Here is a 26,945-nt window from a genome sequence, read left to right on the forward strand (position 1 = left end):
GGGATAGGATGCCAGAAGGTCAAATTCGAAAAGCGATTAGCGGGTTTTACTATGTAAAGTATGATGGAGGGACAGTGCGCTGCAGAGGAAGAGGCGTATTTAGAAAGCGAAAAATCACTCCGCTTGTAGGTGACTGGGTAACATACGTACAAGAAGGAGTAGAAGATGCGACGATTACTGAAGTTCATCCGCGAAAGAATGAACTAGTGCGTCCTCCTGTTTCTAACATTGACTTGGCGTTACTTGCGGTCTCAATCGTAGAGCCGGCGTTCAGTTCTAACTTGCTAGATCGCTTTCTTGTCCTTGTTGAGTCCCATCATATTGAGCCTGTCATTTGCCTGACGAAGAAAGATAAAGCGAATGAAGCCGAACTTCAGAAAGCTGAAGAAGCTGCTGCTTATTACCGATCAATAGGTTATTCGGTATTGATGACTTCTATTGATGAGCCTGGACTTATTGAGAAACTGCAGCCGTTCTTGGAGGGAAAGACAACTGTTCTTGCTGGACAATCCGGTGTCGGGAAATCAACCTTGTTGAATACGCTTTTACCTAACTTGTCACTCGAAACAGGCGAAATATCAGAATCACTCGGACGGGGGAAACATACGACACGTCATGTTGAGCTTCATGAACTGGCTGGCGGCTTGGTTGCCGATACCCCTGGATTCAGTTCATTGGAATTTGATACCCTTGAAAAACAAGAGCTGGGAAGTTGTTTTCCTGAGTTCCTGGAAGCGTCTGAGCAATGTAAATTCAGAGGCTGCCTGCACTTGAAGGAACCTTCTTGTGAAGTGAAAAGAAAAGTGGAATCCGGTGAAATTCTTCAAACCCGTTACAATCATTACTTGCAGTTTTTGCAGGAAATCACTGACAGAAAGCCGAGGTATTAATTGAAATGATTAAAATAGCACCTTCTATCTTATCAGCAGATTTTGCGAAGCTTGGAGAAGAAATCAAAGAAGTCGAGCAAGGCGGTGCGGATTGGATTCACGTAGATGTAATGGACGGTCATTTTGTCCCGAACATTACAATTGGCCCGCTTATTGTTGAAGCAATCCGCCCTGTCACCTCCTTGCCATTGGATGTTCATCTCATGATTGAAGAACCAGATCGGTATATTGAACAATTCGCAAAGGCGGGAGCAGATTATATTACTGTTCACGAAGAGGCATGCCGTCATCTGCACAGGACCATACAATTGATCCGTTCCTTTGGAGTAAAGCCGGGAGTTGTATTAAATCCGCATACTCCTGTCGAAACCATCCAACATGTATTAGAAGACATTGATCTCGTTCTATTTATGACGGTGAATCCCGGGTTCGGAGGACAGAAGTTTATCTCTTCTGTCGTGCCTAAAGTTAAACAGCTCTCGGACATTGTTAAAGAGCGTAACTTATCCCTTGAGATCGAAATTGACGGAGGGATTACTTCCGAGACGATAGGGTTGTGTGTAGAAGCAGGCGCAACTGTATTTGTTGCAGGATCAGCAGTATATAACCAAAAAGACCGCGCAGCTGCTATCCAAAAAATACGTACAGCAGGCGAAAAGGCGCAAAACAAGTGAAGACGATTATAATATGTGCAGGGGGGCCAGAGGAAGAAGTTATCCCTCTGGCTCTCTTTTTAGATGAGAACACACAATTTATAGGTGCTGATCGAGGAACGCTCCAGCTGCTTGATGCAGGGATCGATCCCCTGGCGGCGGTTGGTGACTTTGATTCAGTCAGTGAAGAGGAAATGAAAAGAATTGAAGCAACAGGCTGTTTCATCGAAAAACGTCCTCCTGAAAAAGAGGAGACCGATACGGAACTGGCATTGAACCTTGCTTATTCGCAGAACCCCGATAAGATTATTTTGACCGGAGTAACAGGCGGTCGTCTAGATCATATGTTTTCCACAGTTCAGCTTCTGGTTCGCAATGCCGGGCGGAAGTCATCCGCACAATTGGTACTTGCGAACAGACAAAATGAACTGACGCTTCTTCAGAAAGGGACTCATAGCTTCAAGAAGAATGAGCAGTTTCCTTATCTCTCTTTCTTTAGCATGACGGAGTCCGTGAGGGGGCTGACGCTGACAGGTGTGAAATATGAAGTCTTCCTTGAAGAGATACATCTTGGAGATACTCGCTTCACGAGCAATGAGATTGTTGAACCATCTTGTACTATCTCACTGCAAGCCGGCATATGTTTAATGGTAAGGAGCTCAGATTCCTGAAAGGAGTGGGGAGTTGCGGATTTATACTTTTACTTTGCCTAAGTTTGTAAGTGGAATTGTACGAAAGTGCATGGTCGTGTTTTCTAAGGAGGATACAGCGAAAGCGAAATCATCCACTACAGCATCAAAGAAGCGGAAAAAGCGACATGAAAAAACGCCGGGCTGAAATTCAGCCTGGCGTTTTTATTGGTTGCGGTCTATTATACGCGTTGAACTTTACCTGATTTAAGTGCGCGGGCAGATACCCAAACACGCTTCGGTTTGCCGTTTACAAGAATACGGACTTTTTGAAGGTTCGCACCCCATACACGTTTGCTAGAGTTCATTGCGTGGGAACGATTATTCCCTGCACGTGCTTTGCGACCAGTAATTACACATTCCTTAGCCATTTTATAACCTCCTCGCGAATGATGATTAAGCGTTTCACTTATAATTCGCATACTAGATTAATTTATCATATCCGTCTATCCCATGCAAGCTTTTTTCTCTGTTCTCTCAAGCAATTTTCCTTTACACGTTTAAGAAAACGTTTGCTTTCTTTTCTTATAGGCGTGTATATAGTACAATGTGAACAGTGAAACTGGATTCAGGAGGGATAACGGCATGTCAATTCAAATGGAAAACGATTATGGGAAAATTGATATAACGAATGAGACAATCGCCCGGATCGTCGGTGAAGCTACCATAGAATGCTACGGGGTTGTAGGAATGGCCTCCAGGCATCAAATTCGTGACGGACTGACAGAAATTCTGAGAAAAGAGAACTTTGGCAAGGGTGTTGTCGTTAGAAACGCAGGTGCTGACACACAAATTGATCTCTATATAATTGTAGGGTACGGAACGAAGATCACTGAAGTTGCCTACCAAGTGCAATCCAAAGTACAGTATACACTTAAAAAAACACTCGGGATGACAATCGGTTCCGTCAATATTTATGTACAGGGCGTTCGTGTGACGAACCTGTGAAGGAGGAACACAGTTCTATGAAGTCGATAGATGGACTACAGTTTGCAGAAATGATATCAATGGGAGCATACCATCTTAAACAAAACGCGGATTATGTGGATTCGCTGAATGTTTTCCCGGTACCTGATGGAGATACGGGAACAAATATGAATTTATCAATGACTTCAGGTGCAAAAGAAACAGCAGCAAACGTTTCTGCTCACCTGGGCAAGACTTCACAAGCTTTGTCCAAAGGCTTATTAATGGGCGCCCGTGGAAATTCAGGTGTGATTTTATCGCAATTATTCCGCGGTTTTGGGAAATCAGTTGAAGAAAAAGAAGTTCTGACTGCAAGTGAATTTGCGGAAGGGCTCCGATATGGTGTGGAAACGGCATATAAAGCGGTCATGAAGCCTGTTGAAGGTACGATTTTGACTGTTGCAAAAGATGCGGCAGCTGTCGCAGTGGAAACAGCAGCTGCAGAAACGGATCTTGTCCAATTGATGGAAGCTATTTTGACAGAAGCAAAAGCTTCTCTTAAAAGAACACCTGACCTATTGCCGGTCTTAAAAGAAGTTGGTGTTGTAGATAGCGGCGGACAAGGACTCGTATATGTGTACGAAGGATTTTTGGCTTGCTTAAAAGGTGAAGAATTGCCAGAGCGTACTGTTGTTCAGTCAATGGACGAACTCGTTAGCGCAGAACACCACCGAAATGTACAAGGATTCATGGATACTGCGGATATCGAGTTTGGATATTGTACGGAGTTCATGGTGAGATTTGAAGACGATAAAACAAAAAATCATCCTTTCGATGAAAATGACTTCAGACTGCAATTGAATGAAATGGGTGACTCGCTGCTAGTTATCTCTGATGAGGAGATCGCGAAAGTACATATCCATACAGAAAACCCGGGAAATGCATTATCATGCGGACAACAGTATGGTTCACTCATCAATATTAAAATCGAGAACATGCGTCAGCAGCACATGGATATCGTGGGAGATCAGTCGGCGGGCAAAAACACACCTGCAAAGAAAGTGCCTTACGCAATCGTGACGGTTGCAATGGGTGAAGGGATTGCGGATTTACTAAAAAGTATCGGTGCCTCTTTTGTGATTGAAGGCGGGCAAACGATGAACCCTTCCACTGAAGATATTGTCAAAGCGATTCAAGAAGTAGGCGCAGAACGTGTTCTAATCCTTCCTAACAATAAGAATATTGTGCTGGCAGCTGAACAAGCGGCTGAAGTGATTGGAATTGAAGCGGCAGTAGTGCCGACGAAGTCGGTTCCTGAGGGACTTGCAGCTATTTTAGCGTTCAACCCTGAGGCAGACGTAACTGCGAACGCGAAATCCATGAAAGCAGCAGCTTCTGTTGTGAAGACTGGGCAAGTGACAACAGCAGTTCGGGATACATCGATCGATGGTGTTGCAATCCATACAGATGATTACATGGCGATCTCAAACGGAAAGATTACCATCGCCACTCCGTCACTAGATACGACAATGAAGTCGCTGATTGACGATATGATCACCGAGGATGATGAAATTGTGACCGTAATTTATGGCGAAGACGTTTCGAAACAAGATGCTGAACAGATGGTTGCTTATATTGAAGGACAGTTCGAGCATGTAGAGATTGAATTATATAACGGGAAACAGCCGTTGTATCCATATATACTGTCAGTAGAATAAAACAGCATGAAAAGCGTTGCGGCCATGAGCCGCTGACGCTTTTTGTCTGTTTGGAGGACAGTTATGAATTTTGTTTTCTAGCATCTGTTCGTGTAGAATGAATAGTAGGTATATGGGCAAAAGGGGGAGTTTTTGTTGAAATTCAGATCCGTTTTTGAAATTATCGGGCCAGTCATGATTGGCCCCTCATCTTCACATACAGCAGGAGCTGCACGGATTGGACTTGTAGCGAGAGATTTGTTTGGCCGTCAGCCGGAATGGGCTACGATTCACTTATACGGTTCGTTTGCAGAGACTTATAAAGGTCACGGAACGGATGTTGCGATTATCGGAGGATTGCTTGGATACGATACATTTGATGAGAGAATCCGTACTGCGTTCGAAGACGCAGAAAAGTTAGGCATGACTTTTGAATTTATTGCCGAAGAAGAAGAGATGGATCATCCAAATACAGCGAAATTAGTCATTGGAGACAAACAAGGTGTTATGGAACTTATCGGAATCTCAATTGGCGGAGGTACGATGGAAGTCATCGAGCTAAATGGTTTTCCACTTCGCCTTTCCGGACATTTCCCGGCATTGCTCGTAGTCCACGATGATCGTGCTGGTGTTATTGCAAATGTATCTAATGCAATTGCTGCACAAGATATGAATATTGCTCATATGGAAGTCGGCCGTAAAGAAAAAGGGAAAATGGCGCTCATGGTCATCGAGGTCGATCAAGTCGTCAACGATGCACTGATCGAAGAACTGCGTGCACTTCCAAATGTCACACAAGTATCTACATTGGCGAACTGAGGAGGCAATTATATTGGATATTTTATTTTCAAACGTAAAAGAACTTGTCGCAGTTGCTGAAAAAGAGCAGCAGCCGATTTCTGAAATAATGATTCGTCAAGAAATGCTATTAACACGCAGATCGCGTGAAGAAATAGTTGCACAAATGGAGAACAACTTAGCTGTGATGGAAAGCTCTGTAGAAGAAGGATTAAAAGGTGTCCACTCTCCTTCCGGTTTAACAGGCGGCGATGCAGTTCTAATTCAAAACTACATGAAAACAGGCAAATCGTTATCTGGAGAACTATTGCTGGATGCTGTCAGCAAAGCAGTCGCGACGAATGAAGTAAATGCTGCAATGGGACTGATTTGTGCAACGCCTACGGCAGGGGCTGCGGGTATTGTGCCAGGTACGTTATTTGCCGTGAAGAATAAATTGAACCCTACGCATGAACAGATGGTCAATTACTTGTTCACGACTGGGGCATTCGGTTTCATCGTAGCAAATAATGCATCCATTTCCGGTGCTGCAGGGGGATGCCAGGCAGAGACGGGATCTGCTGCATCCATGGCAGCCGCTGCGATTGTTGAAATGGCTGGAGGGACGCCACAGCAAAGTGCGGAAGCCTTTTCGATTGTCATGAAAAATATGCTCGGTCTCGTCTGCGATCCAGTCGCAGGGCTCGTCGAGGTGCCGTGCGTGAAACGGAATGCCATGGGGGCAGCTAAAGCGCTTGTAGGTGCTGACATGGCACTTGCCGGAGTGGTGAGCATTATTCCGACCGATGAAGTTATTGAAGCGATGCACAAAATCGGTCAGTCGATGCCATCCGCTTTGCGTGAAACCGCAAAAGGCGGACTAGCGGCTACTCCGACCGGCAAGGCGCTGGAGGCAAAAATCTTCGGCAAGGACAAGGAATCACGTGACACGGTCACTAAGTGAGCCTGTTACCTCACTTAAAGGGATAGGAAAGTCAGCTGGCGAGCAGCTGGAGAAGTTAAATGTCGAGACAATTGAAGAGTTAGTTATGATGTTTCCATATAGGCATGAAGATTTTAGACTGAAAGATTTGTCTGAGACCCCTCACGAGGAACGTGTAACGATAGAAGGACGGGTGGAGAGTGTTCCATCCGTCTTGTTTACGGGAAAGAAACGTTCACGATTACAAGTACAGCTGCTAGTAGGGAACCATCTCGTTAAAGCGGTGTTTTTCAACCAGCATTATTTAAAGGATCGCATGAATCCGGGGCAAATTGTGACCATCACTGGAAAATGGGATCGAGGCAGACAGCTCATTAATGTGAGCAATTTTAAAGACGGCCCTAAAATCGGGCAGGCTGATTTTGAACCAGTGTACAGTTTGAAAGGAATCGTCAAGCAGCCGACATTCAGGCGCTGGATGAGAACTGCACTGGATGAGGCTGTGTATGAAATTCCGGAAACCTTGCCTGTGCAATTACTCGACTTGTATAAGCTGCCGGGAATAGCAGAGACGCTTGAAATGGTTCATTTCCCGAACAGTCCTGAAGATGTAAAACAAGCACGCCGCCGTGTTGTGTATGAAGAGTTGTTGCACTTTCAGTTAAAGATGGCTGCGCTAAAGAAAGTCCGTAAGGCAGCCGGCAAAAGCACAACAATTGTATATGATCTGGAGAAATTGAAGCAGTTCATCGACAGCCTTCCGTTCGAATTAACAGGTGCTCAAAAACGAGTGGTGAATGAATTATGTGCAGAACTGAAAAGCCCGCTGCGGATGAATCGTTTGCTTCAAGGAGATGTCGGTTCAGGTAAGACGGTCGTAGCAGCCATTGCGCTATATGCGGCTATTACGGCAGGATTTCAAGGGGCTCTTATGGCACCAACCGAAATTCTTGCAGAACAACACGCTGAGACACTATCCAGCTGGCTTGAACCCGCGGGGGTAACGGTTGCGTTTCTATCTGGATCTACAAAAGGGAAAGCGCGGCGTGAAATCATAGCTCGACTTGAAAGTGGAGAAATCGATTTGCTCATTGGTACGCATGCTCTTATTCAGCCGGATGTGAATTTCCATAAACTTGGTTTGGTCATCACGGATGAACAGCATCGCTTCGGCGTTGAGCAGCGCCGTGTACTTCGTGACAAAGGGGAAAGTCCCGATGTGCTCTTTATGACGGCAACCCCGATTCCAAGGACACTGGCAATCACAGTGTTCGGGGAAATGGATGTTTCTTTGCTGGATGAAATGCCGGCAGGACGTAAAGAAATCGAAACACACTGGTTAAAAGAAGATTCACTTGCACCTGTTCTTCGCAGAATGGAAAAAGAATTGCAGGCGGGCAGGCAAGCATATGTTATTTGTCCGTTAATTGAGGAATCTGATACGTTGGATGTCCAGAACGCTGTTGATGTTTTCGGGCAGCTATCGACCTATTTTGCTGGCCGTTTTACAGTGGGGCTTATGCATGGACGGCTTCACTCTGATGAAAAAGATGAGGTTATGCGTGACTTCAGTGAAGGGAAAATTAATTGCCTGGTGTCGACGACAGTTGTCGAAGTAGGTGTAAACGTGCCGAATGCGACGTTTATGCTTATCTATGACGCGACACGCTTTGGCCTGGCGCAGCTTCATCAATTAAGAGGGCGAGTCGGTCGGGGTGCGGATCAGTCGTATTGCGTGCTGTTAGCAGATCCGAAGACTGAAGAGGGTAAAGAACGTATGATGACGATGGCGGAAACAAATGATGGGTTTTTATTAGCTGAAAAAGATTTGGAACTTCGCGGATCAGGGGACTTCTTTGGCAAGAAACAAAGCGGATTGCCGGAATTTAAAATGGCGGATTTAATACACGATTATCGTGCGTTGGAAACCGCTCGGCAGGATGCTGAGAAGTTGCTGGAAATGGATTCGTTTTGGACAGATCCTGATTATAAAAGTCTCCGGAATACTGTGGAAGAATCAGGAGTATTGCAAAATGATCGTATAGATTAACAGCTAAATTGAGCATCTGTATATTGAAAGTGATTTTAGGAGCTATAAATTTTGGAATGCAAAGAGAATGCCGCCTCTTGCATTCTTTTTTTTATCTTTATATACTGTTACTATTACCAAGTGCTAAACGTGAGGAGTGACTATGTTGCGAATACTTAAAAAAGACCGTCAGCATCAGCTGGCACAGCTGTTGGACGCGACCCCTTTTTTAACGGATGAGGAAATCGCACATCACTTCAGCGTGAGCGTGCAGACTATACGGCTGGACCGGCTTGAATGTGGAATTCCTGAACTGAGGGAACGAATGAGAACTGCGGCGACCGAAACGATTGCTGATAAAGTAAAGGCGCTGCAGCAAGAAGAAGTAATTGGTGAAATCATAGATATTGAATTGGATAGCAAAGCGATATCTATCCTTGATATTACATCGCTTCATGTATTCCAAAAAAGCGGGATTGCACGCGGACATCATTTGTTTGGACAAGCCAATTCACTGGCTGTCGCCATTCTTGACGATGAGCTCGCACTAACTGCAAAGTCTGTGCTACACTTTGTCAAGCCGGTTAAAGCGGGAGATCGTGTCATCGCAAGAGCCATTGTTCGCGGGAAAAGGGATAATCGGACTTTTGTCGAAGTAACTTCCACAGTTGGAGATGAAAAAGTCTTCAGCGGCGAGTTTCAAATGTATCGCTCCGCAGGGACGAGTCAGGAGGAAGTTGAATGAAAATTGCAGTAGACGCGATGGGCGGCGACCATGCCCCAAAGGAAATCATCGCAGGCGTAATGCAAAGTCTTCAAGAATTTAATGATATACATATACAGCTTTTTGGCGACGAAACAAAAATGAAGCCTTACTTAACAGCTCACGAACGATTAACTGTACATCCATGCACTGAAATCATCGAACCGGATGATGAACCAGTAAGAGCTGTGCGCAGAAAAAAAGATGCTTCCATGGTTCGCATGGCACAAGCCGTGAAGGACGGGGAGGCAGACGCGTGTGTGTCCGCAGGAAATACAGGTGCCCTGATGGCTGCTGGATTATTCATCGTGGGACGCATTGAAGGGATTGAACGGCCTGCCCTTGCACCGACGCTTCCGACGATTGGCGGTGAGGGATTCGTGCTGCTTGATGTTGGAGCGAACGCTGACGCGAAACCGAGTCAGCTCGTTCAATATGCGATTATGGGAAGTATTTATGCAGAAAAAGTCCGCGGTATTCAAAACCCGCGTGTTGGCTTGTTGAATATCGGAACAGAACCAGGAAAAGGGAATGACTTAACTAAAGCTGCTTATGATGAGTTAATGAAAGCCCCATTAAACTTTATCGGCAATATCGAGGCACGTGATTTGTTAACAGGCACAACAGATGTTGCCGTGACAGATGGTTTTACGGGGAATATGGTATTGAAAACGATCGAAGGCACGGCTTCGGGTCTGTTTTCGATGATCAAAGATGTGTTCGCGTCTTCAGTAAAAACGAAAATCTCTGCAGCGCTTGTTAAGGACGATTTACGCGGTCTGAAAAAACAAATGGATTATACAGAGTATGGCGGAGCTGGCCTATTCGGCTTAAATGCCCCGGTCATAAAGGCACATGGTTCATCCAATGCAAATGCAGTGAAAAATGCAATCCGGCAAGCACGAACTATGGCGGAATATCACGTGAGCGAAACAATTCGTGAAACCATTAATGAGGAGGAGACACGATGACAAAGGTAGCGTTTCTATTCCCGGGACAAGGTTCTCAAAAAGTGGGAATGGGTGTGGAGTTAGCAGCACAAGAAGGAAGTCAGCATTTTTTTGAAACAGCAGATCGCGAGTTAGGGTTTGGATTAAGCGGACTGATGACCGAAGGACCTCAGGAAGAATTGACGGTTACTTATAATGCTCAACCCGCATTGTTAACCGTTGGTGCGATGATAGCTGACCGTCTGAAAGAAGCTGGAATCCAGCCTTCCTATACAGCTGGACATAGTCTTGGAGAGTACACAGCGCTTTACGCATCAGGTGTTCTTTCGTTTGAAGATGCAGTGACAACTGTACACAAACGCGGTCTATTCATGAATGAAGCGATGCCTGCAGGTGAAGGAGCAATGGCTGCGATTCTTGGACTTGAAATCGAACCATTGACAGAAGTGACGAAAGCGGTCACTGCTGAAGGGAATCTTGTGCAGGCGGCGAATCTTAACTGTCCGGGACAAGTTGTTATTTCCGGAACAAAGGCTGGTGTGGATGAGGCGTGTATTCGCTTGAAAGAAGCGGGGGCTAAACGTGCCCTCATGCTCGACGTAAGCGGTCCTTTCCATTCGGAACTTATGCGTCCAGCCGCAGGGAAACTCGGTGAAGTGCTTGAAAGTATAGAGATGAATGAAGCAAGAGTTCCAGTCATTGCTAATGTGACGGCTCATTCCGTAACAGAAAGCACTGAAGTAAAAAGATTATTGATTGAACAATTATCATCTCCTGTCAGATGGGAAGAATCCGTTCGGCAAATGCTGGACTTAGGGGTAACTCAATTTATAGAGTGCGGTCCCGGTAAAGTATTGAGCGGGCTTGTTCGTAAAATCGACAGAAGAGCAGCGGTTTGGCCAGTATACGATGAAGAGACACTAAACGCAGTCATAGAAGCATCGAAGGAGTGGTCGTAATGGGGAAGTTTGCAGGAAAAACAGCAGTAGTGACAGGGGCATCCAGAGGGATTGGGCGTGAAGTTGCATTGCTGCTTGCTCGTGAAGGGGCGAATGTTGCAGTAAACTACAGCGGAAGTCAGGAGCGGGCACAACAAGTCGTTCAGGAAATTGAAGCGATGGGCAGCAAAGCAATTGCTGTCCAAGCGGATGTAACATCGGCGGATAGTGTGAAAGCCCTTATGGATCAAACACTTGAGACATTCGGTTCGATTGATCTCCTTGTGAATAACGCAGGGATTACGAAAGATAATCTACTCATGCGTATGAAAGAAGACGAGTGGGATGCAGTTATCGATACGAATTTAAAAGGTGTTTTCTTATGCACAAAAGCGGTTTCCAGACAAATGATGAAGCAGCGTGCAGGCCGTATTGTCAATATGGCATCCGTTGTCGGTATCGCGGGGAATCCAGGTCAAGCCAACTATGTGGCAGCCAAGGCCGGCGTAATCGGATTGACGAAAACGACTGCAAAAGAACTTGCATCCCGCGGAATCACAGTCAATGCAGTTGCTCCTGGATTTATCACAACAGACATGACCGATGCATTGGGTGACGATATGAAGGACCAGCTGCTAAGTGGAATTCCTTTAGGATCACTCGGACGACCTGAAGATGTAGCGAAAGCCGTTGCATTCTTCTTGTCGGATGATGCGTCCTATGTTACTGGACAAGTGCTCAACGTAGACGGCGGCATGGTCATGTAACTTGTTTTTTATGATGTGTTTAACAGATTTTTAAAAATGGATATTAGTTGATTGTAGTGGAAGGCGGCGACTCCGGAGGGGTTAGCGAAGAATGAAGACCCCGCAAGGAGCACCGCGACTGAGGAGGCTGAATTCGAGCCCCTCGGAAAGCGTCCGCCTGCAACGGAAATTAACGGTGGCAAAAGCCGGATGTTAAGTATATCCATTTCAGCGAGAGGAGGTGACAATAGTGGCTACAGTCTTAGAGCGTGTTACAAAGGTAGTTGTCGACCGTTTGGGAGTCGATGAAAGTGAAGTGAAACCAGAAGCTTCTTTCACTGATGATCTTGGTGCAGACTCATTGGATGTTGTTGAATTAGTTATGGAACTAGAAGACGAATTCGACATGGAAATCTCTGATGATGATGCTGAAAAAATCAGTACAGTGGGAAGTGCTGTCTCATACATCGAAGAAAAAACTAAATGAGTTTAGCACAGAGACTCTTTCGGCCCTTACTAAAAGGCCGGGAGTGTCTCTTTTCCATTTTGCACTACGCTGGCAGACAGGGTAGAATAAAGAAGAACTTGTTATAGAAGGGCGGATTTTATGAATGTCAACGAATAAAAGAGTAAACGATAAGTCAGCTAAGACCGTGTTGCCAGCTGCAGTTCGTAAAAAGTTTGAGGAGTTGCAGGAGCGTCTTGAAGTTCGCTTCGAGAATGTTTCTCTGCTGTACAATGCCTTTACCCACTCTTCCTATGTGAATGAGCATAGGGGCAAGAAATACTCAGACAATGAACGGCTGGAGTTTTTAGGAGATGCCGTGCTGGAGCTGGCTGTGTCGCAATATTTGTTTGCAACTGAACCGAACAAGACTGAAGGAGAACTGACGAAGCTGCGGGCAGCCATTGTTTGTGAACCGTCATTAGTAACGTTCTCAACCGAACTTAACTTTGGAGAGTACATCCTTTTAGGAAAAGGCGAAGAACTGACTGGCGGACGTACCCGGCCTGCTCTGCTGGCAGATGTATTTGAAGCATTTATCGGTGCCCTTTATCTTGATCAAGGATTTGACGTGTCGATTGATTTTCTGGAACGTACAGTATTCCCGAAAATCGGACTTGGAGCTTTTTCGCATGTGATGGATTACAAAAGCCGGTTACAAGAAATTGTCCAGCAAACCAATCATGGACAGCTTAACTATCGGATTGTTGAAGAATCAGGTCCTGCACATGCGAAAAAGTTTCTCACATACGTTCAGCTTGGAGAAACAAAACTAGGCGAAGGTGTCGGGAGATCGAAAAAAGAAGCAGAACAGGAAGCAGCTCGCCAAGCGATCCAGCAGTTATTGGATGAGCATAAGAAAGAGGAGAGCTGAACGTGTTTTTAAAACGTCTTGAAATTATTGGATTTAAATCATTTGCTGAAAAGGTATCTATCGAATTTGTACCTGGTGTCACAGCCGTTGTTGGACCGAATGGCAGCGGGAAAAGTAATGTTATCGATGCGATTCGCTGGGTACTTGGTGAACAATCCGCTAAATCGCTGCGCGGAGCTAAAATGCAAGATGTGATTTTTGCAGGCAGTGATACTAGAAAACCTTTGAACTTTGCAGAAGTGACCCTGATTTTAGATAATACAACTGGTTTATTTCCACTCGATTATACGGAAATCAGTGTGAGCAGACGCGTGTTTCGCTCGGGAGAGAGTTCGTTTCAGCTGAACGGCCAAGCTTGTCGATTGAAAGATATTAATGATGTCTTTGTAGACTCTGGTTTAGGAAAAGAAGCATTCTCAATCATCTCACAAGGCCGGGTTGACGAAATATTGAATAGCCGGCCAGAAGATCGGAGAAGCATATTTGACGAAGCTGCAGGTGTCTTAAAGTATCGAATGCGTAAAAAGAAAGCAGAATTCAAACTAATTGAAACAGATGATAACTTGGATCGGATTTTAGATATTCTAAAAGAACTGGACGACCGGATGGAACCGCTTGCGGCGAATGCTGGCGCTGCAGAGCGTCACGGACAACTTGTGACTGAGCTGAGAGATTCCGATGTACGTCTACTTAACGTTGAAGCTTCACTGCTGCAAACCGAACTGTTGGAAAATAAAAGGGTTATGGAAGACAAATCAAAAATTAAAATAGAGATGGAAAAAATGGCTGGTACAATGGAACATCGGCTTCAACTAGCTAAAGCCTCTCTCTCTAATTTGGACAAAAAGATTTCAGCTCTTCAAGAACAACATGTTGTTTCGAGCTCTGAAGCAGAGAAGTGGGAAGGCCGGCGACTTCTCTCGTTAGAGAAACAACGGAACGTCAAAGATCGCTCTGAGCGGCTTACAGAGGATTTAGAAGCTTTGAAGCAATTGCTTGGACAACTGGAAGTGAAAAAAACAGAGCTCACAAAGCATAATCATGAAACTGAACTTCAACTTTCCAGCAAAACAGAAGAAATGAATTCCATTTCGAAAAAACTCAAACGGTCACTTGCTGAAACTGAACAAGAAATTGAGAATCTAAAATCGACCTATATCGAAGTTCTCAATGAAGAAGCGACTGTTCGCAATGAGTTGAAGCATATCGAAGAACGTCTCGCCGGCGAACAGTATTCATCTGAAAAAACAGGTAAGCAGACGGCAGAGCTTCAATCCAAACTTGAAGCACTTCATGCGTTAAAAGAACAGCAGACTGCTGAACTTGTTAAGCTGAAGAGAAACATGGAGGAAGCGACGAAACAAGCTGAAGCGAATCACGAACAGCTGCGAAAAACCGAGACTCAGCTTGCAGAGACCCAAACGATGCATCAGCAGGCTGTGAATAAGCGTTATGAATTACAAGGGCGGCTTCGTGCGTTGAAAAGCATGGAAGCGGATTTTTCGGGCTTCTATTCAGGAGTAAAAGAAGTACTGGTTGCCAAGCAAGCAGGAACTCTTGAAGGAATAGAAGGCGCTGTAGCTGAATTGATTTCTGTTGATAAAAAATATATCAAAGCCGTGGAGACTGCGCTGGGCGGAGCAATGCAGCATATTATCTCGACAACTGAGCGGCATGCAAGAGCTGCTATAGGCTTTTTGAAAAAGAAGAATGCCGGGCGCGCAACATTCCTTCCACTCGATGTCATGAAAGCACGCTTCGTTCCGAAAGATGTTTTATCGAAAGTGAATCAGCACCCTGATTTTGTTGGGACAGCTGACCAGCTTGTGACAGTTCAACCTTCATATCGGAATGTAACTGCGAATTTGCTAGGGGCTTCTATTGTTGCAAAAACATTGAATGGGGCGTCTGAAATTGCCAAACTCGCTGGTTATCGATTCCGAATTGTCACTCTAGACGGTGACGTCGTGAATGCAGGGGGCTCACTGACAGGTGGCGGTTCCAAAGTACAATCAACCGTATTTTCACGAAAAGCGGAACTTGAAACATTGACATCCCAGCTAGATCAGTTGAATCGTTCAATTGGGGCCGCAGAAGAAAAATTGAGTGCCATTAAAATGACGATTGCAGGAGAGATGCAAAAAGCTTCGATATCTGCACAAAACACAGATGAAATGCAACATGCGATTACCCGTCTTGACTCGGAACTTCAAGAGACAACCTTTGAAATTCGAACAGCTGAATCTGAATGGAAAACGATTGAAGCAGGAAGAAAAGGCTCAGAAGACACTCGCAGTTCATTGTTTGAAAAACGTGATGAACTCTATTTGCAGCGTGAACGTCTGACTGCACAGCAACAGGAACTTCAAACTTCAGTTGCTTCTTTGGAACGTCTTGCAGCTGATCATCGCAATGAAGAGCAGGCACTGCGGGACCGTTATAGCGAACTACGTGAAGAAACTGCGATTTTACGTGAACAGGTCACCAACCGATCTTCTCTCGCACACGCTGCTGAATCAGAACTTCAAGAGGCAAAACGCAAGATCGTCCAAACAGAAGAGGAAATTCAATTTTTGGCAGGCCAGAAAGAAGGAGAAATCCTTACTCCTGAAGAAATTGAACAGCGGATAGCTGCGGAGACGACAATCGTCACTGAAGTGAAATCTGAATTACAAGCTAAACGGGCGGAACGGGATCAGCTGTCAATATCCTGTGATGAGCAAGAGGCTGCATTGAAAGAAACATCTGACCAAATACGAATCGTTACTTCAGAACTAGGCAATTTAAATGTCGCGTTTTCTAGAAATGAAGTGAAATTGGAGTCTGTCCTTATTCGTTTGCTGGAAGACTATGGACTTCATCCTGATTATGAAATTCCTGAAGAGTTCAATGCGGCAGCGGTCAGAGTGCGAGTGGAACAGCTGAAACGAGAGGTTGAATCGTTAGGTCCTGTGAATCCCGGCGCAGTCGAAGAGTATAAGGAAGTACTCGAAAGACATACCTTCTTAACAGACCAGCGGAATGATTTACTGGAAGCGAAAACGACGCTAGAAGAAGCAATGTCTGAAATGGATATGGAAATGAAAACAAGATTCATTTCCACGTTTGACGCTGTCCAACAACGATTCCGTACTGTTTTCAAGGAAATGTTTGGCGGTGGGGAAGCAGATTTAGTACTAACTGATCCAGAGAACTTACTTGAAACAGGTGTGGATATCATTGCTCGACCGCCGGGGAAAAAACTTCAGAATTTAAGCCTTCTTTCAGGCGGAGAACGTGCGTTGACAGCGATTACGCTGCTGTTTTCTATTATTGAAGTGCGTCCAGTGCCATTTTGTATATTAGATGAAGTGGAGGCAGCATTGGATGAAGCAAACGTCATTCGGTACAGCCGCTATTTGAAAAAGTTTTCTGAAGACACTCAGTTTATTGTCATCACCCACCGAAAAGGAACGATGGAAGGTGCAGATGTCTTGTATGGAATTACGATGCAGGAATCTGGTGTATCCCGACTTATTTCGGTGAAAATGTCCGAAGTACCGGAAAACGCGTTAAGTACACCATAATTTGATAAAGGAACGTGAAAAAAATGTCTTTTTTTAAGAAAATGAAAGAAAAAATCACGGGCACGAATGATTCAGTCACTGGCAAATTCAAAGATGGTTTAACCAAAACGCGCGACTCTTTTACATCCAAAGTGAATGATCTGGTCGCTCGTTTCCGTGAGATTGACGAGGAATTTTTCGAGGAATTGGAAGAGGTTCTGCTGCAGGCCGATGTTGGTTTTGAAACAGTGATGGAATTAATCGACCTGTTAAAAGTCGAAGTGCAGCGCAAAAATATTAAAAACACTGCGGGGATTCAAACGGTTATTTCTGAAAAACTTGTTGAAATCTATAATTCTCAAGGCGAAAGTGACAACAGTTTGAATATCCAAGAAGATGGAATTACAGTCCTTCTCATGGTTGGCGTGAACGGTGTAGGAAAAACAACGACGATTGGTAAACTGGCTTCCCGACTGAAAGCTGAAGGAAAGACAGTCATGCTTGCGGCAGGTGACACATTCCGTGCCGGTGCAATTGAGCAGCTAGTTGTCTGGGGCGAACGTGCGGGAGTTGAAGTGATCCGGCAGTCTGAAGGATCTGATCCTGCTGCAGTGATGTTCGATGCCGTGAATGCTGCGAAAAAACGCAATGTGGACGTATTGATTTGCGATACAGCAGGACGGTTGCAGAACAAAGTGAATTTGATGAATGAGCTGCAAAAAGTGCATCGCGTCATTGGACGTGAAATTCCGGGTGCTCCTCATGAGGTGCTGCTCGCGCTAGATGCAACAACAGGGCAAAACGCATTAATCCAGGCAGAAACGTTTAAAGAAGCGACTGATGTAACAGGAATTGTCCTAACAAAGCTGGACGGGACTGCGAAAGGCGGAATTGTTCTGGCAATCCGTAACAAGTTGAGTATTCCGGTGAAGTTTGTAGGGCTGGGTGAAGGTATCGATGATTTGCAGCCATTCGATCCTGAGAAGTATGTATACGGTCTTTTTGCTGATGGACTGGAATTAGAGGCCAGCCAGGAAGCCAAAGAGGATTAAGACAAGTAAAATACCTTGACGGACTATGGGGCAACAGCTACTATTAAGAGAAGGTCTGAGGAGGAATTGTGCATGCTAGAGAAAACGACACGTGTTAACTTCCTCTTTGATTTTTATCAATCGTTATTGACGGATAAGCAGCGGATTTATATGGAACTGTATTACCTTGATGATTTGTCGTTAGGCGAAATTGCAGAGGAATACGAAGTGTCCAGGCAAGCTGTATATGATAATGTCCGCAGAACAGAAGCGATGCTCGAAGACTATGAAGCAAAACTATCGTTGTTTAATAAGTTTCAAGAACGCTCAGAGTTAATCAGGCAGATCGAACAGCGGCTTTCAGCTGAAAAAGCGCTGACTGATGAAATCCAAAAGTTATTACAACAAATTAAAGAACACGACTAAGGAGGCTCTATGCATGGCTTTTGAAGGATTAGCGCAGCGCCTGCAAGGGACGCTTCAGAAAATCACAGGCAAGGGTAAAATTAGTGAAGCTGATGTAAAAGAAATGATGAGAGAAGTCCGCTTTGCGTTAATTGAAGCGGATGTCAATTTGAAAGTCGTTAAAGAGTTTGTGAAGACGGTCAGCGAACGTTCGGTTGGTCAAGACGTCATGAAGAGTCTGACGCCGGGCCAGCAAGTCGTGAAAATTGTGAAAGACGAACTCACAAAGTTGATGGGAGAAGAGCAATCGGGAATTCAGTTTGCTCGGAAATCACCAACTGTCATTATGATGGTCGGTTTACAAGGTGCTGGTAAAACAACGACCTCAGGTAAACTCGCTAATTCTTTGCGTAAGCGAAACAATAAGCAGCCATTGCTTGTGGCAGCAGACGTTTATCGGCCAGCAGCAATCCAGCAGCTGGAAACTATAGGGAAGCAATTGACGATTCCTGTATTTTCGATGGGAACTGATATCTCACCTGTTGAAATCGTTCGCCAAGCACTCAAAAAAGCAGATGAAGATCACAATGACGTTGTCATCATTGACACGGCGGGTCGACTGCATATTGATGAAACCCTCATGCAGGAGTTAAAAGATATCCGCGAGCTTTCATCACCTGATGAAGTATTCCTAGTTGTAGACTCGATGACTGGTCAAGACGCTGTCAATGTAGCGAAAAACTTTGACGATGCAATTGGGATTACGGGTGTCGCTCTTACCAAACTTGATGGTGATACACGCGGCGGTGCGGCGCTTTCGATTCGTTCTGTTACTCAAAAGCCGATTAAATATGTCGGTATGGGTGAAAAAATGGATGCCCTTGAGCCATTCCATCCTGAACGCATGGCTTCCCGAATTCTTGGAATGGGCGATGTCATGTCTCTTATTGAGAAAGCTCAGGAGAATGTCGATGAGGACAAAGCGAAAGAGCTTGAACAAAAGCTTCGCACTTCAACCTTTACTTTGGACGATTTCCTTGATCAGCTGCAACAGGTGAAACAGATGGGGCCGCTTGATGAGATTTTGAAAATGATGCCAGGCTTCAATAAAATTAAAGGTCTGGATAATGCCAAAGTGGATGAAAGTCAAATGGGGAAAGTGGAGGCAGTCATCTATTCGATGACAACTCAAGAACGTACGACCCCTGAGATGATCAATGCGAGCCGTAAAAAGAGAATTGCAAAAGGATCAGGGACTTCCATCCAAGAAGTTAACCGATTGCTGAAGCAATTTGAAGAGATGAAAAAAATGGTCAAACAGATGACCGGAGCACAGCAACGCGGTAAAAAGAAGATGAAAATGCCAGGAATGGATGCCTTTTTTAAGTAATTCATCCAAAAAAACAAGGTGTTAAGAAAAAACACTTTACAAACATCAAAAAGCTTGATAATATACTATCTTGTGTGAAACTATTCGGAGGTGCAACTAAAAATGTCAGTAAAAATTCGTCTTAAACGTATGGGTGCAAAGAAATCACCTTTCTATCGTATCGTAGTAGCAGATTCACGGGCTCCTCGTGATGGCCGTCAAATCGAAACAGTTGGAACTTACAACCCGCTTACAAAGCCGGCTGAAGTGAAAATTGACGAAGCAAAAGTTTTGGATTGGATGCAGAAAGGCGCTAAGCCATCTGATACAGTTCGTAACTTGTTCTCAGAACAAGGCATCATGGAGAAATTCCATAACGTAAAACTTAGCAAGTAATCAGGAGGTGCGCTCATGGAGCAGCTGATTAAGACAATCGTAAAACCGTTAGTCGATTATCCCGAAGCGATTCACGTCGAACAGGATGAACAAACGAATCGGGTTGCCTACAAACTTTCTGTCCACCCTGAAGATATGGGGAAGATTATTGGAAAGCAAGGACGTGTCGCAAGTGCGATACGGACAATTGTTACATCAGCTGCAGGCAGCTACCGAGGTAAACGAGTTTACCTGGATATCGTTGACTAACACTGCGTAAAGGGAGGAGCCTCGGTTCCTCTCTTTTTCTATATCAATGAATTTTTCAACTTCATATAAACGAACAAAGGAAGTGAATGGATCATGCAATGGTTTAACGTCGGACAACTCGTGAATACACATGGAGTACAAGGTGAAGTGCGTGTCACACCTCGGACAGACTTCCCGGAAGAACGGTTTGCAGTCGGCAGTGAGCTATCTCTGTTCATGCCAAACGAGACTGCACCCATCAAGCTTAAAATCTCCGGGTCGCGCATTCACAAAAATTTCTACTTGCTCACTTTTGAAAACCATTTCAATCTCAGTCACGTAGAAAAATACAAAACAGGGATGCTGAAAATATCAGAGAAGCAACTTAGTGAACTTGGTGAAAACGAATTCTATTATCACGAAATCAAAGGATGCGATGTTGTCACTCTCGAAGGGGACTCAATCGGCAAGGTTACAGATATATTAGAAACCGGCGCAAATGATGTGTGGACTGTTACACCTGCGCAAGGTAAACCACACTACATTCCTTATATTGAAGATATCGTCAAAGAGATCGATATCGAAAATAAGAAAATTACGATTGAGGTCATGGAAGGGCTTCTTTCATGATGAATATCAGTATTCTTTCGTTATTTCCTGAAATGTTCGAAGGGGTCCTTCATACTTCGATTTTGAAGAAAGCGCAAGAGAATAAAGCTGTTTCATTTTCGGTGACTGATTTTAGAAACTACTCCGAGAACAAACATCATAAAGTCGATGATTACCCGTATGGCGGAGGTGCTGGCATGGTATTAAAGCCAGAACCGCTCTTCAATGCTGTAGAAGCGGTCACAGAGGGTGCTGTTAAGCCGCCGCGAGTCATTTTGATGTGCCCCCAGGGAGAACGTTTCACCCAGGCTAAAGCAGAGGAGCTGGCGTCAGAAGAGAATCTGGTTTTCATATGCGGACATTATGAAGGATATGATGAGCGGATTCGCGAACATCTCGTTACAGATGAACTCTCAATCGGAGACTTTGTATTGACTGGCGGCGAGATTGCATCGATGGCGATTATTGATAGCGTTGTTCGTCTGCTGCCCGGAGTGCTTGGCAATAACGCTTCATCTGTTGAAGATTCCTTTTCAACAGGATTGCTTGAGCACCCGCACTATACCCGTCCCGCGACATATAAAGGTTTTTCTGTGCCAGATGTATTACTGTCCGGCAATCACGGTGAAATCGACAAGTGGCGTATGGAACAATCCCTGAGACGGACACTTGAACGCCGCCCGGATCTATTAGATAAAATTTCGTTAACTCCTGAGCAGGATAAGATGTTGAAGAAACTAAAATCTAACCGATGAGTGTTGCATACACTATGTGTTTGTGCTAATATGATATACGTGCTTCTATGTAAGCACATACTTAACTGATGTTCCGCTGCGATTACATATCGCATGAGCCTCTAAGGATAGGAGAGAAAAAATCATGCAACAACTAATTGCAGATATTACAAAAGATCAGCTTAAAAGCGATCTACCGGCATTCCGTCCGGGAGACACAGTGCGTTTGCACGTAAAAATCGTTGAGGGAACGCGCGAGCGTATTCAGCTATTTGAAGGTGTCGTTATCAAGCGTCGTGGAGGCGGAATCAGTGAGTCATTCACAGTTCGCAAAATCTCTAACGGTGTTGGCGTGGAGCGTACATTCCCTGTACACACACCAAAAATCGTAAAATTAGAAGTGACTCGTCGCGGTAAAGTACGTCGTGCGAAGTTGTACTACCTTCGCAACTTGCGCGGAAAAGCTGCACGTATCAAAGAACTTCGATAAGCATAGTAAGATCAGGAGACCGTTTATGCGGCCTCCTTTCTTTTTGCCTCTAAGTCGGATTGAAGGTACAATAGGTTTAATAGACTACAGGGGGCAATGGCATGAACGACAAGAAAAAGAAAAATGAAACCTTTGAATGGGTGAAAGCGCTACTTATTGCATTTGGAATTGCGGCGATCATTCGTGTTTTTCTATTCACGCCGATTGTTGTAGATGGAATTTCCATGATGCCGACTCTTGAAGACGGCGATAAAATGATTGTGAACAAGATCAGTTACTCAATTGGCAAGCCGGATCGTTTCGATATCGTTGTATTTCATGCACCAGAACAAAAAGATTATATTAAACGTGTTATCGGGCTTCCTGGTGATACCGTAGAATATAAAGATGATGTTCTTTATATAAATGATCAAGCGTATCCCGAACCTTACCTGGATGCGTATAAAAAAGAAATCACTGAAGGTACACTAACTGAAGACTTTACGCTGGAAGAGAAAATTCAACGGCAAACTGTCCCTGAAGGACATGTGTTTGTCATGGGGGATAATCGAAGAAAAAGTAAAGATTCACGGCATATTGGTGCTGTGGATATTGATGAAATAATAGGTACGACAAAATTTGTTTTCTGGCCGATGAATGATATCGGGCTAGTGGATTGAGAAAGTAGGGGGAGCAGATGACCATTCAATGGTTTCCCGGTCACATGGCGAAAGCCCGAAGAGAAGTAACCGAACAGTTAAAACTTGTAGATATCGTTTTTGAACTTGTAGATGCACGACTTCCATTATCTTCTCGGAATCCGATGATTGATGAAGTCATTCATCAAAAACCAAGAATACTGATATTGAACAAAATGGATTTGGCAGATGAACATGAAACTGCTAAGTGGATCCGATATTTTGATGACCAGGGCATTCGTGCAGTCGCAATTAACTCGTTTGAAGGCAAAGGACTGCAGGCGGTGACCAAGGCGGCAAAAGAAGTGCTCGCTCCCAAAATTGAGCGGATGAAAAAGCGCGGAATCCGGCCAGGTGCAATTCGTGCGATGATCGTCGGGATTCCAAACGTTGGAAAATCAACGCTGATTAATCGGCTTGCTCATAAAAACATAGCGAAAACAGGGAATAAGCCAGGCGTTACAAAAGCACAACAATGGATTAAGTACGAAAAAGAACTGGAATTGCTTGATACGCCAGGTATTCTATGGCCGAAGTTCGAAGATCCGGAGACCGGTCAGAAACTTGCATTGACAGGGGCTATTAAAGATACGATTGTCAACATGGAAGATCTCGCAATGTACGGATTGCGGTTTTTATCAAACCGGTACTCTGGCCGTTTAGAAGAACGGTATGGTTTTGCGACTGTAGAGGACAACACAGCAGAATTGTTTGAGGCAGTAGGTGCACGCCGCAAAGCCTATACAACTGGCGGAGAAATCGATTACGATAAAGTTGCAGAACTGATCATACAAGATGTCAGAACTGGGAATTTCGGAAAATTGACATTCGACTGGACAGAAGAGCAGAAATGACCTAGCCGGAGCCGGCAACCGGCTTCGGTTTTTGTATATCTAAAAGTCAGCATAATAACCGATAAAAGAAGTAAGGAACTGAAGAAGGATGGAAGGTGAGCATGTGAAAACTATACAAGCGATCAAATTACAACTAAAAGAAACGAACGAGCCCGAACCCTGGATGGCGGAGCTGACAGCGGATTCACGCAAGGGGGTACAGCAAGCGCTGAACAGCTGGAATCGAGCGTATGAAAAGCGCTGCGCATCTATAGCTAACCATATAGAAAAACAACAGTTTGATGCATCGTTTGCACCGTTTCCGGGCGCTGAAATAGCTGGGACGGACGAAGCCGGCAGGGGTCCTTTAGCAGGTCCTGTGGTGACAGCGGCTGTCATTCTTCCGCTTGAAGCAGACGAGTTGATCGGATTGGATGACTCTAAGCAGATTCCTAAAAACGAACGTGAACGTCTTGCGGAAATTATCAAGCGGATTGCGGTAGCTTGGTCCGTTCATGTGCAGCCGGCAGAACGAATCGATGAAATTAATATATACGCGGCTACTCGTGAATCGATGGAAAAGGCGATTTGCACATTGTCTGTTCAACCCGATCAAGTCCTTGCGGATGCAATGCCATTGTCTGTGAACTGCCCATCTGCCTCCATCGTAAAAGGGGATGCTCGAAGTTTAGCGATCGCTGCTGCTTCCATACTTGCGAAAACGACACGTGATCAGTTAATGGACAACTTGCATGAGGAATATCCCATGTACCGTTTTGACAAACATGCTGGCTATGGGACGCCAGAGCACTTGAAGGCTCTTGAAGAGTGTGGTCCATCTGTTCACCACCGTAGAACATTTGAGCCCATTAAAACAATGATCGCAAGAAAGGCGGCCCCCTTATGAACAATCCGTCTATTATCCCAAACCTCAGCTCAGCTAATCTTGGGAATTTACAGCCAGCGCAGCCCGCTCAACTAAAGGAAGGGCAACTATTCCATGGAACCATCAAGCAGCTGTATCCTGGTGAAATGGCAGAAGTCCAAATCGGGAGCCAAAAGCTGAATGCAAAATTAGAAGTTCCGCTAAAAGCAGGTGATTCTTATTATTTTCAAGTGAAATCCACTGAACCTGAATTGCAATTGAAACTGGTCTCCGGACCTCATGCGCAAGGAGAAAGTCAAAGTGCGAAAATCGGCAGTCTGCTTGAAACGCTGCAGCTCACGAAGACTCCTGAAATGCGTAAACTTGTAGACTTTTTCATGAAACAGCAAATTCCAATTACACGAGAATCATTGATTGCTGGTGAAGCACTTCTGAAGCAAACCCTCCCGGCACAACAGCAGGAAGCACTTCAATCGATAGGGAAGTTAGTATCTCTTAAGCTGCCAATAACACCTCAATTGTTTCAAGCGATGATGGGAATTGAAGCAAAGGCAGGACTTCAAGGTGTACTCGATGAACTTCAGCTGGCCGTAAAGGGCGATACTAAAATACCTGTTGCTCAAAAGACGGATATCCAAACAATTCTGCAGCAAATTAAACAGCCTTTAGTGGAAACGAATGGGGGGAAGCTGCTGGCGCAAACGCTATCAGCAGCATTGGACAAATCTGCTCCGCCTGAACTGCGGTTCCAAGCTGTTCAACTTCTGAAGACAGCAGGAATCTTACCTCCGCAAACGTCACTTGCCAACTTGCCGAAAGTGTTAGCGGAACTTGTCAATTCATCCCAAAAGACGGAAACTCAAAGTCAGGCATTTGAAAAGCAAGCGGCCCAACAGATAAACTCGACTTCTGGTACAACGGGTTCGTCGGAAACTGTGCCTAAAATTGACGCTAAGCAGTTGTTAACGATGCTTCAACAAGCAGCTAGTGGTGTAACTAAACTGACACGGGGAGCTTCGACAGACCTTCAGCGGAATATTCAACAATCGGACTTGCCTGCAGCTGTGAAGACTCAGTTGATGAATTTATTAACAACACATTCACAAACGAGTGAGACTGCAAATACTTTAGTTTCGAAATTTAGTGAGATAGTGTTCAGCGAATCTGCGAAACAGATGCTGCCTGGCCAAAATACTGTTCAGACATCAATGAAGTTGACCAATACGGATCAAAATTCAACAGTTGTCCCGAACGCTGCGCCGAACGTAACACAACCGGGCTTGCCGGTTCTGTTGCAAGGGGTGCTGGATGCTCAAGGAGACCAAGAAAAACTGCCTGCACTCGTTAGACAGGCGATGCAATCGGATTCGCCGGTCATTCAATCTTTCTTAGCAGCTGCAGAAGCAGCTGTAAGTGACGAACTTTCAGGGAGCACGGTTAAACAAGCCATACAATCTGTATTGGCGAAAATGGGTGTTCACTATGAAGCGGGTCTCGCAGCAAAAGATCCTCATATTGCACAAATTCAGGACTCCCTGAAACCGCAGCTGGTTGCGCTATTGCAAGAGGGAGCAGCCGGAGCAGCACTTCGGGATGCAGCTGAAACAGTCGTTTCAAGACTGAATGGACAACCGCTGCAATCTGCTGAGTCGGGTGTTCAACAGCAAATAATCATGCAAGTCCCGCTTCAGCTGCAAGGCAGGAAAATTGACGCCACGATTGAATGGAACGGACGAATGAAAGAGAACGGGAAAATTGACCCGGATCATGCGCGTGTTCTGTTTTACTTGGATCTTGAAACCATCCAGAAAACCGTAGTTGATATGCAAGTTCAGAACAAAGTGGTCACATTGACTATTTTTAACGAAGATCCTGCATTGAAAATGGTTGGAGAGCTGCTTCAGGATAGGCTGGCAGAAGGGTTGGATACGGAGGGGTATCAGCTTTCGGCTGTTCGGTTCAAGCCGTTTCAAGAAGATGTGAAACCGTCAAATAAATCGACCTTGTCTGCAGATAACGGAACACAAGGAGTCGATTTCCGGATATGAGTGAAAAACGATACAAACGCCGTGAAGCAGTCGCGTTAACCTATTTGCCAGAGCTGAATGAGGCACCAAAAGTGACAGCCAAAGGAAAAGGGCAAGTTGCGGAAAATATACTTGAGAAAGCTCGTGAACACGGTGTGCCCATTCAAGAAGACCCAAGTCTAGTTGAATTGCTCGGTCAGCTGGAAGTGAATGAGACGATTCCTGACCAACTTTATCAAGCAGTGTCGGAAGTTTTGGCATATGTTTACAGATTAGACCGTTCTAAGAGTGGAAAGTAACAGCAAAAATCTGTAATAGAACAGAAATTTCGCGCTTAACGAGTACAAATATGGAC

Annotated in this window: 30 protein-coding genes; 29 read left to right on the forward strand and 1 reads right to left on the reverse strand. The window is 44.8% G+C overall.

The window, feature by feature from the left end:
* Window positions 1-8: 8 nt before the first annotated feature.
* From rsgA to spoVM, 4 genes are read left to right on the forward strand one after another with little or no spacing between them, the layout of a single operon-like run.
* Window positions 9-890: a ribosome small subunit-dependent GTPase A gene (gene rsgA, locus PGH26_RS04690; RefSeq protein WP_323692858.1), complete on the forward strand. Its 882-nt coding sequence runs from the start codon at window positions 9-11 to the stop codon at window positions 888-890.
* A 5-nt stretch (window positions 891-895) separates the two neighbouring features.
* Window positions 896-1,564: a ribulose-phosphate 3-epimerase gene (gene rpe, locus PGH26_RS04695; protein ID WP_323692859.1), complete on the forward strand. Its 669-nt coding sequence runs from the start codon at window positions 896-898 to the stop codon at window positions 1,562-1,564.
* Window positions 1,561-2,214, forward strand: coding sequence for a thiamine diphosphokinase (locus PGH26_RS04700; protein WP_323692860.1), 654 nt, complete (start codon window positions 1,561-1,563; stop codon window positions 2,212-2,214). Before rpe ends, PGH26_RS04700 begins: the two co-directional genes overlap by 4 nt.
* A 13-nt stretch (window positions 2,215-2,227) precedes the next feature.
* Window positions 2,228-2,380 (forward strand): stage V sporulation protein SpoVM, encoded by a 153-nt coding sequence (gene spoVM, locus PGH26_RS04705; protein ID WP_116016266.1) that lies wholly within the window; start codon window positions 2,228-2,230, stop codon window positions 2,378-2,380.
* Between the two features lie 34 nt (window positions 2,381-2,414).
* Here spoVM and rpmB read toward each other — a convergent pair whose 3' ends face one another.
* Window positions 2,415-2,603: a 50S ribosomal protein L28 gene (gene rpmB / locus PGH26_RS04710; protein ID WP_039041889.1), complete on the reverse strand. Its 189-nt coding sequence runs from the start codon at window positions 2,601-2,603 to the stop codon at window positions 2,415-2,417.
* 214 nt (window positions 2,604-2,817) lie between these two features.
* Here rpmB and PGH26_RS04715 point away from each other — a divergent pair, with 214 nt between their 5' ends.
* The 25 genes from PGH26_RS04715 to PGH26_RS04835 all read left to right on the forward strand — a co-directional run bounded on the left by PGH26_RS04715 (window position 2,818) and on the right by PGH26_RS04835 (window position 26,889).
* On the forward strand, window positions 2,818-3,180 hold the full coding sequence (locus tag PGH26_RS04715) for an Asp23/Gls24 family envelope stress response protein (protein WP_323692861.1): 363 nt from the start codon (window positions 2,818-2,820) through the stop codon (window positions 3,178-3,180).
* 17 nt (window positions 3,181-3,197) lie between these two features.
* Window positions 3,198-4,856, forward strand: a complete 1,659-nt coding sequence (locus tag PGH26_RS04720) for a DAK2 domain-containing protein (protein WP_323692862.1) — start codon at window positions 3,198-3,200, stop codon at window positions 4,854-4,856.
* A gap of 135 nt (window positions 4,857-4,991) precedes the next feature.
* Window positions 4,992-5,654, forward strand: coding sequence for an L-serine ammonia-lyase, iron-sulfur-dependent subunit beta (sdaAB, locus tag PGH26_RS04725; RefSeq protein WP_323692863.1), 663 nt, complete (start codon window positions 4,992-4,994; stop codon window positions 5,652-5,654).
* A 13-nt stretch (window positions 5,655-5,667) separates the two neighbouring features.
* Entirely contained in the window at window positions 5,668-6,576 is a 909-nt protein-coding gene (sdaAA, locus tag PGH26_RS04730; protein ID WP_323692864.1) for an L-serine ammonia-lyase, iron-sulfur-dependent, subunit alpha, read from the forward strand.
* Window positions 6,557-8,605 carry an ATP-dependent DNA helicase RecG gene (gene recG / locus PGH26_RS04735; protein ID WP_323692865.1) on the forward strand — a complete coding sequence of 683 codons (2,049 nt, stop codon included), beginning with the start codon at window positions 6,557-6,559 and terminating at the stop codon, window positions 8,603-8,605. Before sdaAA ends, recG begins: the two co-directional genes overlap by 20 nt.
* 145 nt (window positions 8,606-8,750) lie before the next feature.
* Entirely contained in the window at window positions 8,751-9,329 is a 579-nt protein-coding gene (gene fapR, locus PGH26_RS04740) for a transcription factor FapR (protein WP_323692866.1), read from the forward strand.
* Complete coding sequence (gene plsX, locus PGH26_RS04745) at window positions 9,326-10,318, forward strand: phosphate acyltransferase PlsX (protein WP_323692867.1); 993 nt, start codon at window positions 9,326-9,328, stop codon at window positions 10,316-10,318. Before fapR ends, plsX begins: the two co-directional genes overlap by 4 nt.
* Window positions 10,315-11,256, forward strand: coding sequence for an ACP S-malonyltransferase (gene fabD / locus PGH26_RS04750; protein WP_323692868.1), 942 nt, complete (start codon window positions 10,315-10,317; stop codon window positions 11,254-11,256). Before plsX ends, fabD begins: the two co-directional genes overlap by 4 nt.
* On the forward strand, window positions 11,256-12,002 hold the full coding sequence (gene fabG / locus PGH26_RS04755) for a 3-oxoacyl-[acyl-carrier-protein] reductase (protein ID WP_323692869.1): 747 nt from the start codon (window positions 11,256-11,258) through the stop codon (window positions 12,000-12,002). Before fabD ends, fabG begins: the two co-directional genes overlap by 1 nt.
* 229 nt (window positions 12,003-12,231) lie before the next feature.
* Window positions 12,232-12,468: an acyl carrier protein gene (locus tag PGH26_RS04760; protein WP_025785086.1), complete on the forward strand. Its 237-nt coding sequence runs from the start codon at window positions 12,232-12,234 to the stop codon at window positions 12,466-12,468.
* 124 nt (window positions 12,469-12,592) lie between these two features.
* A complete protein-coding gene (gene rnc / locus PGH26_RS04765; RefSeq protein WP_323692870.1) occupies window positions 12,593-13,360 on the forward strand; it encodes a ribonuclease III in 768 nt (255 codons plus the stop codon).
* Between the two features lie 2 nt (window positions 13,361-13,362).
* Complete coding sequence (smc, locus tag PGH26_RS04770) at window positions 13,363-16,926, forward strand: chromosome segregation protein SMC (protein WP_323692871.1); 3,564 nt, start codon at window positions 13,363-13,365, stop codon at window positions 16,924-16,926.
* Window positions 16,927-16,949: 23 nt separating this feature from the next.
* On the forward strand, window positions 16,950-17,957 hold the full coding sequence (gene ftsY / locus PGH26_RS04775; protein ID WP_323692872.1) for a signal recognition particle-docking protein FtsY: 1,008 nt from the start codon (window positions 16,950-16,952) through the stop codon (window positions 17,955-17,957).
* Window positions 17,958-18,029: 72 nt separating this feature from the next.
* Window positions 18,030-18,362, forward strand: coding sequence for a putative DNA-binding protein (locus PGH26_RS04780; RefSeq protein ID WP_323692873.1), 333 nt, complete (start codon window positions 18,030-18,032; stop codon window positions 18,360-18,362).
* A gap of 13 nt (window positions 18,363-18,375) precedes the next feature.
* A complete protein-coding gene (gene ffh / locus PGH26_RS04785; protein ID WP_323692874.1) occupies window positions 18,376-19,731 on the forward strand; it encodes a signal recognition particle protein in 1,356 nt (451 codons plus the stop codon).
* A gap of 102 nt (window positions 19,732-19,833) precedes the next feature.
* Window positions 19,834-20,106 (forward strand): 30S ribosomal protein S16, encoded by a 273-nt coding sequence (gene rpsP, locus PGH26_RS04790; protein WP_323692875.1) that lies wholly within the window; start codon window positions 19,834-19,836, stop codon window positions 20,104-20,106.
* 15 nt (window positions 20,107-20,121) lie between these two features.
* Window positions 20,122-20,355, forward strand: a complete 234-nt coding sequence (locus PGH26_RS04795; RefSeq protein ID WP_323692876.1) for a KH domain-containing protein — start codon at window positions 20,122-20,124, stop codon at window positions 20,353-20,355.
* Between the two features lie 93 nt (window positions 20,356-20,448).
* Window positions 20,449-20,964, forward strand: a complete 516-nt coding sequence (gene rimM / locus PGH26_RS04800; protein WP_323692877.1) for a ribosome maturation factor RimM — start codon at window positions 20,449-20,451, stop codon at window positions 20,962-20,964.
* Window positions 20,964-21,698, forward strand: a complete 735-nt coding sequence (trmD, locus tag PGH26_RS04805) for a tRNA (guanosine(37)-N1)-methyltransferase TrmD (protein WP_323693465.1) — start codon at window positions 20,964-20,966, stop codon at window positions 21,696-21,698. The genes rimM and trmD overlap by 1 nt, the downstream gene beginning before the upstream one ends.
* Before the next feature lie 124 nt (window positions 21,699-21,822).
* Window positions 21,823-22,167 carry a 50S ribosomal protein L19 gene (gene rplS, locus PGH26_RS04810; RefSeq protein ID WP_039041905.1) on the forward strand — a complete coding sequence of 115 codons (345 nt, stop codon included), beginning with the start codon at window positions 21,823-21,825 and terminating at the stop codon, window positions 22,165-22,167.
* Window positions 22,168-22,268: 101 nt separating this feature from the next.
* Entirely contained in the window at window positions 22,269-22,826 is a 558-nt protein-coding gene (gene lepB / locus PGH26_RS04815) for a signal peptidase I (RefSeq protein ID WP_323692878.1), read from the forward strand.
* A gap of 17 nt (window positions 22,827-22,843) precedes the next feature.
* Entirely contained in the window at window positions 22,844-23,698 is an 855-nt protein-coding gene (gene ylqF, locus PGH26_RS04820) for a ribosome biogenesis GTPase YlqF (RefSeq protein ID WP_323692879.1), read from the forward strand.
* 103 nt (window positions 23,699-23,801) lie between these two features.
* Window positions 23,802-24,584 (forward strand): ribonuclease HII, encoded by a 783-nt coding sequence (gene rnhB, locus PGH26_RS04825; protein ID WP_323692880.1) that lies wholly within the window; start codon window positions 23,802-23,804, stop codon window positions 24,582-24,584.
* Window positions 24,581-26,611, forward strand: coding sequence for a hypothetical protein (locus tag PGH26_RS04830; protein ID WP_323692881.1), 2,031 nt, complete (start codon window positions 24,581-24,583; stop codon window positions 26,609-26,611). Before rnhB ends, PGH26_RS04830 begins: the two co-directional genes overlap by 4 nt.
* A complete protein-coding gene (locus tag PGH26_RS04835; RefSeq protein WP_323692882.1) occupies window positions 26,608-26,889 on the forward strand; it encodes an EscU/YscU/HrcU family type III secretion system export apparatus switch protein in 282 nt (93 codons plus the stop codon). The genes PGH26_RS04830 and PGH26_RS04835 overlap by 4 nt, the downstream gene beginning before the upstream one ends.
* Window positions 26,890-26,945 lie beyond the last annotated feature (56 nt).

It is taken from the genome of Sporosarcina jeotgali, from assembly GCF_033304595.1.
Taxonomy (GTDB): Bacteria; Bacillota; Bacilli; order Bacillales_A; family Planococcaceae; genus Sporosarcina; species Sporosarcina jeotgali.